Genomic DNA, 15,500 nt, shown 5'->3' on the forward strand with positions numbered 1-15,500 from the left:
AGCTTCTTTGTTACAGCTGAATTTTGAGGTGGGAGTCTTACTGCCCGTTAACGCGGGATAAAACAGCTTTAGTACATAGGCACTAAAGCTGTTACAATCTTGTGTCTTTCCAAAAATTCACTTCGAGATGGGAAGATGGATTGTAAGGAAGTAGTTTATATCCTTGTGAGTGCAAATAATCAATTACTTTTGGGAGTATTTGCACTGTGACACTAGAATCATGCATTAAAATAACCTCTACTTGTTCATCGCTTTGATTTCGTACTCTTTCTAGTATTGCGGAAGGATTATCATAGCTTTTCCAGTCATATGTATCAATTGTCCAATCCCACATTTTATACTGGGCAGATACGAGTGCGTCGCGGTAATTCTTTTTTAAGTAAGGCATGCTACCGTATGGGACACGAACGAGATGTGTATTTAAATGTGTAACTTGTTGGACGATGTTTTGGGTTTGCTCCATTTCTGCGATTAAAACAGATGGATCGCCAGTATAAAGACGTTTTACATCATGTGACATACTATGGAGACCGATATAATGTCCATCTTTAATCAATCGCTCCATCGTTTTTTTATAATGTGGCACTTTTCCACCAATAACGAAGAAAGTTGCTTTTCCGTTCTTCTCTTTTAAAATATTTAAAATTTGTGGTGTGTATTTATTTGGTCCGTCATCAAATGTTAAGTACGCAATTTTTGTTGTAGAAGAGGTAGTTTGAGTGCTTTGGTAATCTTCTGCTTGAATGTCTGTAGTTGCTTTTGTATTAGATGATGCGTACATAGTAATAGTTGAAAATAAAATTATACATTGAAGTAATCGCTTGATCATAACATTCACCCTCAGTTTGACAATCAAGATGTAAAAATGAAAATTTGATACTTTTTTCATTACCTTCGATATACGTATATCTTTCTCCAATAGAGGCACTCTCAAACAATCTATATTTTGGAAATAGGAAATAAGGAATAAAAAACAAAAAAATAGCATCCTCTTCCTTGGAAGAGGATGCTATTTGAATATTTCATAATAGTAAAGGCTATACTACAATTAGTCTTCGCGTTTTTTCACTTTTTTATAGAAGGAAATAATTGGTTTGTAACGTTCGTGTACAAGACCGATTACTTCAGCGATGATTTCTGTAAAGAAGATTAAAATGAAAAGAAGAATAATGGATAACCATAATGTTGCACTACTGAAAATAATTGCATTTACACTAAAGAAAATACCCAATGCGTAAATAATTAGTACCGTTTTACGATGAGAGAATCCCATTGCAAGCAAACGGTGATGTAAATGCGATTTATCAGGTGCTGAAATAGGCTTTTTATTTACGATACGGCGGATAATTGCAAATGTCGTATCAAATATAGGTACACCTAAAATAATGATTGGAACGATAAAACTGAATAACGTTACGCTTTTGTATAATCCAAGTAACGATATAACAGAAATACAGTATCCTAAAAATAGTGCTCCTGTATCTCCCATGAAAATTTTTGCTGGATGGAAGTTGTAGAATAAAAATCCAATTGTGCTTGCTAATGTAATCAGTGCTAGAGGTAATATAATAGCTGCTCCAGTACCCCATGGGCTAGTGAAGGCCATATATGCTAGCGTTGCAAGTACGATAGATGAAATCCCTGCGGATAATCCATCTAATCCATCAATTAAGTTGATGGCATTTGTAATACCGACAATCCAAAATACAGTAATTGGATAAGCAAGCCATCCGAGTTCAGTATCTCCAAGGATTGGAATATATAATACTTGCACTAATAATCCACTTTTGACAATCATGATGGCAACTAATAGTTGTCCACCGAATTTTACCCTCGCAGATAGTTCGTACATATCATCTAAAATCCCGATGATAACAATGATGATAGCACCTAAAGTTATCGATAACATTCTTTGTTCGTACAATCCACCGACAACAAATCCTACGGCTACACCGATGAAAATTGCTAACCCGCCAAGACGAGGCATAATTTTTTGGTGTACTTTACGCGCATTTGGCTTGTCTGTTGCTCCTATTTTGAAAGCTAATTTAATAACTAAAGGAGTAACGACGAGTACAGTGATGAAAGATGCCAAAATGGCATAAATCACTTGTGAGTCCATTAATACCCCACCCTTTATAGTTTAACGTAATTTTTCTAATTGTATTTATCTGAAAATTATGATGTTTATTTACAGGCTCATAACATATGGTATCACAAAAAGATTAGAATTCAATCTTTTTTTCTTTTAGCTGTAAATGGAAGTGCATAGAATATATGACAATTGTACATAGAATGTTGGATCGTTTGAGAAGGTTGTTCATATTACGACTTGGAATATGGCAGTGTATCTGCCTCATTTATAACAAGTATTTTATTATAAGTGTTGCACGTAAAAATGAGTAAGTTCCATGTTAAAATGTGGAAATTTACATTTTGTATATATTGCATCATTTAAATTTACAAAATCTTAAAAAAGAATAAAAAAACAATTCATATAATAAAGAGATAAAAGAGTTTTCTCATTTTTAGTGTGAGAGGGGGAAGCACAGGGAGAATTCTATGTATCCGTATATTTTCTTATGTATATTCCTGTGCGAAAGGAAAATGAAAATTACGATAATAGGTACCGGATATGTTGGATTGATTACGGGAGTAGGATTGGCGAGGTTGGGACATTCAGTCACATGTTTCGATATAAATAGTGAAAAAATTGAACGGATTAAACAAGGCGAGTTACCTATTTATGAATGTGGATTAAATGAATTAATAAATGAAGCATACGAGAATAATCATTTAACTTTTACAGCAAGTAAATCAACGGCATTTAATGATGCGGAGTTTATATTTATTGCAGTTGGAACGCCATCTTTATTAGATGGAACAGCAGATTTAACGTATATTCGTAGTGCTTGTGATGATATTGGAACATATGTGAATAACGATATTATTGTTGTTACGAAAAGTACGGTTCCTGTAGGGACAAATGATGTAATGAGAGAATGGATTGAGGATAAACTACAAGGTAGACATGAATTATATATTGTATCCAATCCAGAGTTTTTAAGAGAAGGTTCTGGTATTTATGATTTTTTTCATGGTGATCGTATCGTAATTGGAGCATGTAGTGAAGAAGCTGCAAGGAAAGTAGAGAATTTGTACAGCGAATTAAGCTTACAAACGTATATTACAGATATTCGAAGTGCTGAGATGATTAAATATGCATCTAATGCTTTTTTAGCTACGAAGATTAGCTTTATTAATGAAATTTCTAATATATGTGAGCAAGTGGGTGCGGATATATTAGATGTAGCTACAGGGATGGGGATGGATAAGAGAATTGGTGCATCTTTTTTAAATGCAGGCATCGGATATGGAGGATCTTGTTTTCCAAAAGATACGAAAGCACTTGTGCAAATTGCAGGGAATGTTTCTCATGATTTTCGCTTGTTGAAAGCAGTCATTGAAGTGAATAATAAACAACAGTTGTTGTTAGTTGAAAAAGCGAAGAAAATTATAGATATGAAGAAGAAGCAAATTGCGGTTCTTGGTGCAGCATTCAAACCGAATACTGACGATATTAGGGAAGCGCCATCTCTTATTATAATAGAAGAATTAATTAATGTAGGTGCGGATGTGGTTTTATATGACCCGCAAGCTATTCAAAATGTAAGAAGTTTATTTGGAAATACGATACGATACGCTGAGTGTATAGATGAATCGATTAGAGAGGCGCATGCAGTTTTTATCGTAACAGAATGGGAATCAATTCGAAATTATCCGCTAGAAAAGTATGCACAGCTTATGAGGGAACCTATTCTATTTGATGGGAGAAATTGTTATACTAATGAGGATGCTGAGAAGCATGGATTAGATTATTACTCAGTTGGGCGAAAAGGCGCCGCCTGTAATAGTAATGTTTCTCAGGTTCGTTAAAAAGTGTATTTCTACATGCATATTTTTATATGCGATAATAGAAGTTTTAACTAGTGAAAGAAAAGAGGCAATGAAATGACTGAACGTTTAAAAGTAATGACAATTTTCGGGACACGACCAGAAGCAATTAAAATGGCACCTCTTGTATTAGAGTTGCAAAAGCACCCAGAAAAGATTGAATCAATTGTGACTGTAACAGCACAACACCGTCAAATGTTAGATCAAGTATTAAATATCTTTGGAATTACGCCAGATTTCGATTTGAATATCATGAAAGATCGTCAAACTTTAATTGATATTACAACACGTGGTTTAGAAGGTTTAGATAAAGTAATGAAAGAAGCGAAGCCTGATATCGTACTTGTGCATGGTGATACAACGACGACATTTATTGCAAGCTTAGCTGCTTTCTATAATCAAATTCCAGTAGGGCATGTGGAAGCCGGACTTCGTACATGGGATAAGTATTCTCCATATCCAGAAGAGATGAATCGTCAACTAACAGGTGTAATGGCGGATCTTCATTTCTCACCTACAACAAAATCAGCAACGAACTTACAAAAAGAAAATAAAGATGAGTCACGCATTTTCGTAACAGGAAATACAGCGATCGATGCACTGAAGACAACTGTAAAAGAAACTTATAGCCATTCGGTGTTAGAGAAACTTGGAAATGATCGTCTTGTACTTATGACAGCACACCGTCGTGAAAATTTAGGAGAACCAATGCGCAATATGTTCCGTGCAATTAAGCGTCTTGTTGATAAACACGAAGATGTACAAGTTGTATACCCTGTTCATATGAATCCTGTTGTTCGCGAAATAGCGAATGATATTTTAGGCGAGCATAGCCGCATTCATTTAATTGAGCCGCTAGATGTAATCGATTTCCATAACATTGCAGCTCGTTCATACTTAATGTTAACTGATTCTGGTGGTGTACAAGAGGAAGCACCATCACTAGGTGTGCCAGTTCTTGTCCTTCGTGACACGACGGAACGCCCAGAAGGTATCGAAGCAGGTACGCTGAAATTAGCAGGAACAGATGAAGAGACAATCTTTGGTCTTGCTGATGAGTTGTTATCAGATAAAGAAGCTCATGATAAGATGACGAAAGCATCTAACCCTTACGGAGATGGTCGTGCATCAGAGCGTATTGTAGAAGCGATTTTACAACATTTCAACAAGTAGAGTGAAACTTTAATAAATGGGATTTTTATCCTCCATTTATTATTAGCCCACAACAATTGCGGGAAATAAAAAGAGCCAAATCGTATGTGATGCGATTTGGCTCTTTTTTATTGCTGATTTCTCATAATCCACTCTGCATGAGCATTTGTAGAAGGGGGGGGAGGAGGTGGTGTTTTGTTCTCGCTCGGTTCCTTCTTTGTTTTTGCGCTGGAGTTAGAATTTGAATCGGAATTTGTATTCTCATTTTTCGTAGTCTCTGTTGAAGCCTTTTCTTTTTCCCCTATTTCTTTTTCAATGTCCTTACGTACCGTCTCTACACTGATTGGATCCGGAAGGAAGTAATAAATACCACCTATTTTTTTGTCTTCTCCTTCAATCTTTAACGTTTGTATTGTAGAAGGATCGAATCCAGAGAGTTTATTGTAAAGAGCAAGTCCGTCTGAAATAGGAATGTCGGTTTTTATATATTTTCCAACGACAGTCGTTAAATCTTTAATTTTAAATACAGTAGAGGCGGAATTTAGTTTTTGAGCAACAGCGGCTAGTAATTGTCTTTGTCTAGCGGCCCGACCATAATCGCCGTTTGGATCCTGTTTTCGCATACGGACGTAAGCAAGTGCTTCTTCGCCGTTTAAATCTTGTTTCCCTTGTTTAAATTGGATTTTTTTGTAGTAATCCACGTCAGAACGTTCCCAGAAATCGAAAGGGACATCAACGGTAACACCGCCAACAGCATCAACGATACCTTTAAAGCCTTGGAAATCAATTTTAATATAATGGTCTACAGGAACTTTCAGAAAACCTTCGACTGTTTTGATTGCCATTTTTTCTCCACCGTAAGCATGCGCAGCGTTAATTTTGTCTTCTTTGTTCTTTCCAACGATTGGAACGCGAGTATCACGAGGAATACTCATAAGTGAAACCTTTTGAGTTTTCGGATTGACTGTCGCAAACATTAATGAATCTGTACGACCATTTTGACCGTCTGTTGCATAATCCTCTATCCCCATAATGAGGATTGTAAAAGGTTCCTTTGTAATTTCTACATCTTCGGTTCTTAAATCCGATTTTTCACGGTTAAATCCACTGTACATCCCCATGAGAGAAGAGTAGGAATTTAACATATAAAGTCCTACGCTACCAAATAAAAATGCGAAAATAAGAAAGAAGAAAAGTTTTCTTCTACGTTTCTTTTTTATTCTGCTATTTTGGAGATGATTATAACGTTCTTCCATATATAATCTCCTTAGTTCATTTGTAGGGAATTAATTCACTACATTAATCTTTAAAGGCGAGACTTTAGCTATTCTTAGATAACGCCTTGTTCTAAGTACAACATATCTCCTTCTTTAATTGTACACTTCCCGTTTGTTAATTCAATCATCCAATCTGTGAATGGTTGTTTTTTGTCCTCTTCTACATACGTATCAAATGTGACATTTTCTAGATAATGTATATCTTTAATCGCATATTCTGAATTGCGTAATTCATTTTCAGCTTTGCCAAGCAAAGTGTAATCAATTTCTGTTTGCATAACGCGCATTAGTTTTCGTTCAACAACGCCTACATGGTTAAGACCTTCACTTGTACATTTTCCATATGCGCGAATTAATCCGCCAGCACCAAGTTTAATGCCGCCAAAATAGCGTGTAACGACGACGACAGTATCTTTTAGACCTCGTTTTTTTAATACCTCTAACATAGGCACACCAGCTGTGCCACTCGGTTCACCGTCATCGTTCGCTTTTTGAATTTGATCTTGTTCGCCGATTAAATATGCGGAACAATTATGTGTTGCATTCCAATGCTGTTTTTTTATTTTTTGTATAAATGCTTGAGCTTCCTCTTCCGTTGTGGCGCGACTCACATAGCAAATGAATCTTGATTTTTGAATGATGATCTCGTGCTCACCGTAGCCTTTGATTGTTAAATATTGTAATAACAATGATATACGCCCCTATCTTTCAAAATAACTAGTACTTTACATTTTAAAAGCGGTTGTTTTTATATTCAAACATTTTTTATAAATATGTTGAAATTTTTGGTGAGTATTTTATCCCGCATTAACGGGCAGTAAGACTCCCACCTCAAAATTCAGCTGGAGCAAAGAAGTTAGGTGGGAGGTCAACTGCCCGTAAAAGCCCGATTGGTTCAACTAATAATCAGTGGGGGATGAACAAAACCCCCACTGATTAAAGTTTCACTTTATCTTTTTGTTGTAATTTGTCGAGCGGGTGATTGTAGTTTCTAACAGGCATTTTTATGTATGGATGCACCTTTTCTAGTTTTCGTGTAAAATTAGGGGATAAAAATTTTTTATAAGGCAGGTACGAAAATGAAAACAGCTATTGTTACCGATAGTACAGCATATATACCGAAGCATATTCGTGATGAACTCAATATATATATGATTCCATTAAACGTTGTGTTTGGAACGGAGTCTTATCAAGAAGAGGCTGAAGTTTCAGCGAATGATTTTTATGTAAAAGTACGTGAACAAGAAGATCTTCCGAAAACTTCGCAACCAGCAATTGGAAAGTTTTTAGAGCTATATGAAGAGTTATCTAAAGAATATGATGCAGTTATTAGCATTCACCTTTCCAGCGGAATTAGTGGTACATACCAAACAGCAACGACAGCTGGACAGATGGTAGATGGTATTGATGTATATACGTACGACTCTGAAATTAGTTGTGAAGTACAAGGGTTTTACGTGCGTGAAGGGGCGAAATTAGTAAGTGAAGGGAAAGCCCCAGAAGAGATTATCGCTCGCTTTGATGAAATGAAGCAAACGATGGATGCATATTTTGTAGTGGATGATTTACATCATTTACAACGTGGTGGAAGATTAAATAGCGCACAAGCTTTCATCGGTAGTTTGTTACAAGTAAAACCAGTATTATACTTTAGAGATAAAGTAATTATTCCATTCGAAAAAATTCGTACGCGTAAAAAAGCGTTAAAGCGTATCGTTGAAATCTTTGATGAGCAGGCAAATAAAGGTGTACCTATGGAAGCTGTTATTATTCATGCGAATCGTGAAGAGGAAGCTAATGAATGGAAACAAGAATTAGAAGAGATATATCCTCATGTTACAATTCGCACGAGTTATTTCGGAGCTGTAATTGGGACGCATTTAGGTGAAGGTGCGCTTGGTTTAGGTTGGTATACGAAATGATAAAGATATAAAAGCTCTCTTACTTGAAGAGGGTTTTTTTACGGGGATTTGACAAGTTAATATCTGGAAATGGTAAAATGTACGTAAAATTAAATAATGAGGAAAGTTTTATTACTTACTTTTTACAAGAAACTATCTTATAATTGAAGAGAGGTGAAACATATGGAGCATAATTCTTGTTTATGTCCAAAGTTTGAGTCAGCTTTTACAATGCTTAGTAAGAAATGGACTGGCTTAATTATTAAATCTTTGCTTGAAGAGCCGAAACGTTTCAGAGAAATCGCAGATATTATACCGAATATGAGCGATCGTATGTTGTCAGAACGTTTAAAGGAATTAGAAGGTGAAGGTATTGTAGTTCGTAGTGTTTACCCAGAAGTACCAGTTAGAATCGAGTACGGTTTAACTGATAAAGGGAAAGCGTTGGAAAGTGTTATGGATGAGGTCCAAAATTGGGCTGAGAAATGGATGAAGTAACGTTTCTATCTCATTCATATTGGAGTATTTTCAAAACGTAAGGGATTCCCTTACGTTTTTTTCAATTCTATAAAAAACGGCGTAAGGCTCTTAAAATTCTACATATATATACAAATTTAGATATACTTTGCTGTAGAGATAAATGTAATATTACATTTATTTTACAAAACCGTAACATTAGCAAAAAAACTCCCGAATTATGGTATAAATTTTAATAGGTTATATACGGAAAACGAAAAAAGAAAGCGGTGTAAAAAATAAAATGAAAAAGCTAAAAATGGCATCTTGCGCACTAGTTGCAGGGTTAATGTTTTCAGGGCTAACACCAAATGTATTTGCAGAAGATAAAATTTCTGATGTAAAATCACAAATTAACACACAAAATGATACTTTACATAAACAACAACAAGAACGTGATGAATTACAAAAACAAATGAATGACTTAAACAAAACAATCCAAGGTTTGGATAAGTCTGTGCAAGAGAACGCTTCAAAACTTGATGAAACAACAAAAAAAGTTTCTGATACTGAGCAATTAATCGAAAATAAAAATAAAGATATTGCAGAACTACAAACAAAGATTGCAAAACGTGAAGAGTTATTAAGAAAACGTTTAGTTGCACTACAAGAACAACCGAACACGAACGTTGTAACAGAAGTTCTTGTAAACTCTAAAAACATTGCAGATTTAGTTGATCGTTTAAATTCTGTTTCTAAAATTCTTGAGTCTGACGAAGATATCATGAAAACTCAACAAGAAGATCAAACGAACGTGAAAAAAGATGTTGAGACAGTAAAAGAAAAACAAAAAGAATTAAAAGAAGCACAATCTCAAATTGAAACTGCTAAGAAAGAACTTGACGTTGAAAAAGAGAAAAAAGCAACAGCAGTAAACGATTTAAGCGGTAAAATGGATACAGTTGTAACTACAATGACAAGTACGGAAGGTCAATTGAAAGAGCTTGAACAACAGGCATTAAAATTACAACAAATCGCTGAAAAAGAAGCGCAAGAAAAAGCTGCACAAGAAGCTGCTGCTCAAAAGCAAGCAGAACAAGCTGCTAAAGAAGCACAAGTTCAACAAGCACCTGCTGCAGTGCCAGCAGAGCAAGCTGCTCCAGCAAACAATGGTGGACAAGCTCAAAAAGAAGAGCCTAAAAAAGAAGAGCCTAAAAAAGAGACACCTAAACAAGAAAACAAAAAACCAGAGCCAGCACCAGGTCCAACTCCGGCTCCTGGCGTAATTGGTAAAGCGCAACAATACTTAGGTAAGCCATATGTTTGGGGTAGTGCATCTCCATCAAACGGTGGTTTTGACTGTAGTGGATTCATTTCTTACATCTTTGGTGTAGGTCGTCAAGATGTTAAGGGATATTGGAATTCAGTTTCTAAAGTAAGTAGCCCGCAGCCGGGAGACTTAGTCTTCTTCCAAAACACTTATAAAGACGGTCCATCTCACATTGGTATTTATGTTGGGAATGGACAAATGATTCATGCTGGTGATAAAGGGATTGCTTACGGCGATATTAACAATTCTTACAACCAGAAACATTTCTTAGGTTACGGTAGATTCTAGGATTTATAATTGAATAAAGCACGTATATAAAGTCGATAGCTTACTATTTTATAAGTAGGTTATCGGCTTTTTTGAGTTTTTACGAGATAAAGAGAAGGGTTTATAGTAGTGCTGGAGGTGGTTGATGGTGTTAGCTGGTAGACAGTTACTGTTAGAAGAACTTTCTTCAGATTTGCAGGATAAATTGGATCATTTGAAAAGGAATCGAGAAGTCGTTTGTGTACAAGGGGTAATTAAGAAATCTTCAAAATATATGTGCCAGCGCTGTGGAAATATAGAGCAGCGACTATTTGCATCATTTCTATGTAAAAGGTGCAATAAAGTATGTACGTATTGCCGGAAATGTATAACGATGGGCAGGGTAAGTGAATGTGCTGTACTTGTTCGCGGGATTGCTGAAATAAGCGGAGAAAATTATTTGAATCCGTTACAGTGGGAAGGCGTTTTGTCTGCTGGTCAGGAGTTAGCTGCGCAAAGTGTCGTTGACGCTGTTAAGCAGAAAGAATCATTTTTTATTTGGGCGGTGTGCGGGGCTGGAAAAACAGAAATGTTGTTTCGCGGAATTGCAGAGGCACTACAAAAGGGAGAGAGAGTTTGTATTGCAACGCCGAGAACGGATGTTGTACTTGAATTAGCACCAAGATTACAAGAAGTGTTTCCAAATATAAATGTAGCTGCTTTATACGGAGGGAGTTTAGACCGAGAAAAAGATGCGGCGTTAATCGTTGCAACTACACATCAATTGTTACGTTATTATAGGGCGTTCCATGTCATGATTGTAGATGAGATAGATGCTTTTCCGTATCATACAGATAAGATGTTGCATTATGCAGTAAACGAAGCGATGAAAGAGGAGGCAGCACGTATTTATTTAACTGCAACTCCAGATGAAAAGTGGAAGCGTAAATTGCGGAATGGTAAGCAAAAAGGGGTTATTATTTCAGGACGTTATCATCGTCAGCCATTGCCAGTCCCGATATTTCGGTGGTGCGGAAATTGGAAAAAGGGTCTTATGCGTAAAAAAATCCCTCGTGCTTTATTACAATGGTTAAATATGTACTTATCTAAACGATACCCCATTTTTCTATTTGTTCCTCATGTGCGATATGTAGAAGAAATTAGCCAGTTATTAAAATCATTAAATAATCAAATTGACGGTGTGCATGCAGAAGATATGGCGAGAAAAGAGAAGGTAGCAGCTTTTAGAAAGGGAGAAATCCCTTTATTAGTTACAACGACGATTTTGGAACGAGGAGTAACTGTGAAAAATTTACAAGTAGCAGTTTTAGGAGCTGAGGAAGAAATATTTTCAGAAAGTGCTCTCGTTCAAATTGCAGGGCGTGCTGGCAGAAGCTCTGATGAACCGCATGGAGATGTCATCTATTTTCATTATGGAAAGACAGCGGCGATGGTGCGTGCGAAAAAACATATTCAAAGTATGAATAAGAATGCTAAAGAACAAGGATTGATAGATTGATGCATTGTCTACTTTGTGATGAGTATGTTTCATATGCGATTAGTTGGTACACTTTTTTTGTTAAGCTTCATAAAAAGTATATATGTGATAGATGTGAACAAAAACTTTCCTATATTATAGGCGATATTTGCAAGGAGTGTGGTCGGCCTTTAGAACTTGTACCAGCTGAATATAAAAAAGGGGATATTTGTATGGACTGCATAAGGTGGACGAACGAGCAGAGGTTTCCGCCTCTCATAAATCGTTCGCTGTATGTGTATGATGAAGGGATGAAAGAAATATTAGCACAGTTTAAATTTCGAGGAGATGCTGAATTAGTGCATATTTTTCATCAGCCTTTTCGAAGTCTTTTTCAAAAATATTTTGCGAATGTTTCAGCTGTCATTCCGGTCCCTCTTAGTGAAGAGCGAGAATACGAGCGTGGTTTTAATCAAGCGGAGTTACTAGCTTCTTGTTTGCCTATCAAAATGTTTTGTACATCATTAAGAAGAATTGAAACAGAAAAACAAAGTAAGAAGAAGCGTAAAGAAAGGATATCGGGAGTTAATCCTTTTTATTTTCAGGGAGAAGAGATGTTTCATGAGCAACATGTTTTAATCGTGGATGATGTGTATACGACAGGAATTACTGTTAGGCAAATTGGAAGCCTTTTGTATGATCGAGGAGCGAGAGAGGTTTCTTGTTTGACGCTTTGTAGAGGTTAATATGTGAATGTCGAAAGGAATAATAAAAAGACGACAGATCTTCTTTGACTAACAGTCTTGTCATTCGTTATAGTTAAAATATGGGGCGAATGCCCTGATTTTAAGAGTGAAGGGAATGGAATGAACATGCAAGGACGAGTAAAATGGTTCAATGCAGAAAAGGGATTTGGGTTTATTGAGCGTGAAGATGGTGATGATGTGTTTGTTCATTTTTCTGCTATTCAACAAGAGGGGTATAAGTCGTTAGAAGAAGGTCAACAAGTGGAGTTTGATATTGTTGATGGAGCACGTGGAACACAAGCGGCTAATGTTGTGAAACTGTAAAAATTAAGTTTTTGGAAAAGATAGAGCTGTATTTTTGGCAGCATTATATAGATGGTGAAAGCTCTTGCTCGTACCAAGGGCTTTTTTGTTGCGAAGAAGTTGTCAAAAAGTTGTTTCTTTTCTGTAACCAATTGTCCACAGTTACATTCGTTATTCACGATGTTAATAGGATAAAATAAAGATAGAAACGATGCATCTTTTCATTTCAACAAAAAACGATAAAAAAATCGCAATTCCACTAATTTTTTTAAAAAAGTTAGAAGGAGTTTTTAAGTCAATGTCGAAATTATAGTACATAGGCTTGAAAGGAGGAATTCATCTATGAAATTCAACATTCGTGGTGAAAATATTGAAGTAACTCCAGCATTAGGGGAATATGTAGAGAAAAAACTAGGTAAATTAGAGCGTTATTTTGATACATTCCCAGAGATTAAAGTTAATTTAAAGGTATACTCTGACAAGCAACGTATCGAGGTAACAATTCCATTTACAGATTTATTACTTCGTGCAGAAGAAGCAAATAGCGATATGTACGCTGCGATTGATTTAGTAGTTGATAAAATTGAGCGACAAATTCGTAAACATAAAACAAAAGTAAACCGTAAATTACGTGAAAAGGGTTCTGTGAAAACTAACTTTATCCTTCCAGAAGCAGTAGCTGTTCTGGATGCGGTAGAAGAGGATGAATTAGAACTTGTACGTACAAAACGATTCGATTTAAAACCGATGGACGTTGAAGAAGCGATCTTACAAATGGATATGCTAGGACATAGTTTCTTCGTCTTCACAAATGCTGATACAAATGAAACTAATGTTGTATATGGCCGTAAAGACGGGAAATATGGTTTAATCGAAACTAAATAATCATTCAAAAGCGCAGCCGAAATGGCTGCGCTTTTTTTATCCCGCTATTTGTGGGGCAGTAAAACTCCCACCTCAAAATTCGGCCGGAGCAAAGAAGTTAGGTGGGGGGCCTGCTGCCCGTAAACGCCCGATTGGTGAGGGCTAATAATCAGTGGGGGATGAACAAAACCCCCACTGATTAAAGTTTCACTTTATATATTTTTGCCTTCCTATCTTGTAATATTGATATAAATTTAAATGGCTCATTCGTAATGAGATTTAGAAGTCATGTTTTGTCACGGTCAGTTGTATTACTATTCCAAAAGGATCTCGCACAATGGCATAACCCGGGCTGAAGGAGTTTTTTTCAAAAGGTGTTAAAATATAAACCTCATCATGTTGAATTAGATTGTGATAGAGTGCTTCCATGGTTTGGAAATCTTTAGATTGAATGCATAATGATGAGCTATTACTTAATTGCCAAGGGCGTGTGGAATCCACTGCCTGTTCTGCAATCATAATTTTATTAGTGCCAATTTGTAAAACAGAATGGGTAATATAATGTTTTTGGCTTTCTTTATACGTGAAATTCGGATCTATTTCTTTCATTTCTTTATAATTCTTTTTAAATAAAACTTTTGCGTCTAAATACTGTTCGTAAAATGCAATTGCTTTAGCACCTTGCCCATTTAATGATAAAAAAGGGATTACTTCAAAGTTCATTGTATTGCCTCCTTCATATATGTTTACACTTATTACTATACAAATATAAGGTGCCAACATACGACACCTATAGGGAGAATTTATGAAAAAAGTTGAACGTTTAAATCAGATGCTACGTTTTATTAATCAAAAACAAATATTCACATTGAAAGATTTAATGGATGAATTTCAAATTTCAAAAAGGACAGCTTTACGTGATATTACATCATTAGAGGAAATGGGTGTCCCTCTTTTTGCAGAGTATGGTCGGTATGGAGGTTATCGTTTAATAAAAACGATGACATTACCACCGATTTCATTTACAAATCATGAAGTTTTTGCACTTTATTTTGCAATGCAAGCACTAAGTAGTTTTGTAAGTATTCCCTTTCAAATCTCGTTTCGTTCCATTAATAAGAAATTTTTAGATAGTGTTTCGTCAAAACAACGTGAGCAAATTGAAAACTTGCAAAAAAGAGTGTCCTTTTTTCATTTGGAACAAGCACATGAATGTGGTTATCTAGAAGAGATTTTGTTAGCTGCTGTTCAAAATAGGGCTTTAACTATAAACTATGTAACGCCGAAACAAACGACAATGCGCCGTATTCAGCCGATTTCGATTTATGCAATGAAAGGTTATTGGTATTGCCAGGCTTACGATTTAGATAAATCGACTTATCGAGTGTTTCGCTGTGATCGTATTCGGTCGTTAGAAATGGTAGGTGATCAGGATAGTCTGGATTTGGAAAACATAAATATACATAACGCACATAGTCTTTGGAAGGCAACTGAACAAGCTATTCAATTTAAATGCTCAATTACTGCGAGGGGGATAGAGATATTCAAGCAACAACAATATCCTTCGATGAAATTATGGGAAGAACACGAAGATACATACTTAATAGGAACTTATGAGCCTGCTGAAATCAACTTTATCATCTCGTATCTAGCTAGTTTTGGTAAAACTATAAAAATAATTGAGCCATCTTCTTTAAAAGAGAACTTGAAAGAATACTACTTAGATTTAATACAAAATTTGTAACGAAGAGATATTAGTTTGCTGGAACAAATAAAATAAAAACTTTTTCTGAA

General features: G+C 35.8%; 15 protein-coding genes. 10 read left to right on the forward strand and 5 right to left on the reverse strand.

Features of this window, described 5'->3' with window-relative positions; translation table 11 throughout:
* Positions 1-91 precede the first annotated feature (91 nt).
* Positions 92-829 (reverse strand): polysaccharide deacetylase family protein, encoded by a 738-nt coding sequence (locus tag ACE38F_RS03065; RefSeq protein ID WP_341308099.1) that lies wholly within the window; start codon positions 827-829, stop codon positions 92-94.
* 219 nt (positions 830-1,048) lie between these two features.
* Complete coding sequence (locus ACE38F_RS03070) at positions 1,049-2,122, reverse strand: glycosyltransferase family 4 protein (protein WP_002068377.1); 1,074 nt, start codon at positions 2,120-2,122, stop codon at positions 1,049-1,051.
* A gap of 440 nt (positions 2,123-2,562) precedes the next feature.
* Between ACE38F_RS03070 and ACE38F_RS03075 the strand changes: the two genes are divergently transcribed.
* Both ACE38F_RS03075 and wecB read left to right on the forward strand, forming a co-directional pair.
* The gene (locus ACE38F_RS03075) at positions 2,563-3,936 is read left to right on the forward strand and encodes a UDP-glucose dehydrogenase family protein (RefSeq protein WP_375370218.1); all 1,374 of its coding nucleotides are present in this window, start codon (positions 2,563-2,565) and stop codon (positions 3,934-3,936) included.
* 75 nt (positions 3,937-4,011) lie between these two features.
* Positions 4,012-5,127 (forward strand): non-hydrolyzing UDP-N-acetylglucosamine 2-epimerase, encoded by a 1,116-nt coding sequence (gene wecB / locus ACE38F_RS03080; protein ID WP_215554730.1) that lies wholly within the window; start codon positions 4,012-4,014, stop codon positions 5,125-5,127.
* Between the two features lie 107 nt (positions 5,128-5,234).
* Here the strand turns inward: wecB and ACE38F_RS03085 are convergent, their stop codons facing one another.
* Positions 5,235-6,362, reverse strand: coding sequence for an LCP family protein (locus ACE38F_RS03085; protein ID WP_215554729.1), 1,128 nt, complete (start codon positions 6,360-6,362; stop codon positions 5,235-5,237).
* Positions 6,363-6,436: 74 nt separating this feature from the next.
* Entirely contained in the window at positions 6,437-7,072 is a 636-nt protein-coding gene (locus ACE38F_RS03090; protein WP_215554728.1) for a YigZ family protein, read from the reverse strand.
* A gap of 390 nt (positions 7,073-7,462) precedes the next feature.
* Between ACE38F_RS03090 and ACE38F_RS03095 the strand changes: the two genes are divergently transcribed.
* The 7 genes from ACE38F_RS03095 to hpf all read left to right on the forward strand — a co-directional run bounded on the left by ACE38F_RS03095 (position 7,463) and on the right by hpf (position 13,727).
* On the forward strand, positions 7,463-8,305 hold the full coding sequence (locus tag ACE38F_RS03095; protein WP_002112883.1) for a DegV family protein: 843 nt from the start codon (positions 7,463-7,465) through the stop codon (positions 8,303-8,305).
* A gap of 162 nt (positions 8,306-8,467) precedes the next feature.
* Positions 8,468-8,782, forward strand: a complete 315-nt coding sequence (locus tag ACE38F_RS03100) for a winged helix-turn-helix transcriptional regulator (protein ID WP_002159869.1) — start codon at positions 8,468-8,470, stop codon at positions 8,780-8,782.
* Positions 8,783-9,044: 262 nt separating this feature from the next.
* Entirely contained in the window at positions 9,045-10,358 is a 1,314-nt protein-coding gene (locus ACE38F_RS03105) for a C40 family peptidase (RefSeq protein WP_341308096.1), read from the forward strand.
* Between the two features lie 124 nt (positions 10,359-10,482).
* On the forward strand, positions 10,483-11,835 hold the full coding sequence (comFA, locus tag ACE38F_RS03110; protein WP_286675779.1) for an ATP-dependent helicase ComFA: 1,353 nt from the start codon (positions 10,483-10,485) through the stop codon (positions 11,833-11,835).
* A complete protein-coding gene (locus ACE38F_RS03115) occupies positions 11,835-12,539 on the forward strand; it encodes a ComF family protein (RefSeq protein ID WP_375370217.1) in 705 nt (234 codons plus the stop codon). The genes comFA and ACE38F_RS03115 overlap by 1 nt, the downstream gene beginning before the upstream one ends.
* Before the next feature lie 126 nt (positions 12,540-12,665).
* Positions 12,666-12,863, forward strand: coding sequence for a cold shock protein CspC (cspC, locus tag ACE38F_RS03120; RefSeq protein WP_341308093.1), 198 nt, complete (start codon positions 12,666-12,668; stop codon positions 12,861-12,863).
* A gap of 321 nt (positions 12,864-13,184) precedes the next feature.
* The gene (hpf, locus tag ACE38F_RS03125) at positions 13,185-13,727 is read left to right on the forward strand and encodes a ribosome hibernation-promoting factor, HPF/YfiA family (RefSeq protein ID WP_215554723.1); all 543 of its coding nucleotides are present in this window, start codon (positions 13,185-13,187) and stop codon (positions 13,725-13,727) included.
* 258 nt (positions 13,728-13,985) lie between these two features.
* On the opposite strand, the gene ACE38F_RS03130 is transcribed toward hpf, so the two are convergent.
* Positions 13,986-14,429 carry a VOC family protein gene (locus ACE38F_RS03130; protein WP_375370216.1) on the reverse strand — a complete coding sequence of 148 codons (444 nt, stop codon included), beginning with the start codon at positions 14,427-14,429 and terminating at the stop codon, positions 13,986-13,988.
* Between the two features lie 82 nt (positions 14,430-14,511).
* Here ACE38F_RS03130 and ACE38F_RS03135 point away from each other — a divergent pair, with 82 nt between their 5' ends.
* Positions 14,512-15,450 (forward strand): helix-turn-helix transcriptional regulator, encoded by a 939-nt coding sequence (locus ACE38F_RS03135; RefSeq protein WP_375370215.1) that lies wholly within the window; start codon positions 14,512-14,514, stop codon positions 15,448-15,450.
* Positions 15,451-15,500 lie beyond the last annotated feature (50 nt).

The organism is Bacillus altaicus (genome assembly GCF_042136375.2).
Lineage (GTDB): Bacteria > Bacillota > Bacilli > Bacillales > Bacillaceae_G > Bacillus_A > Bacillus_A cereus_U.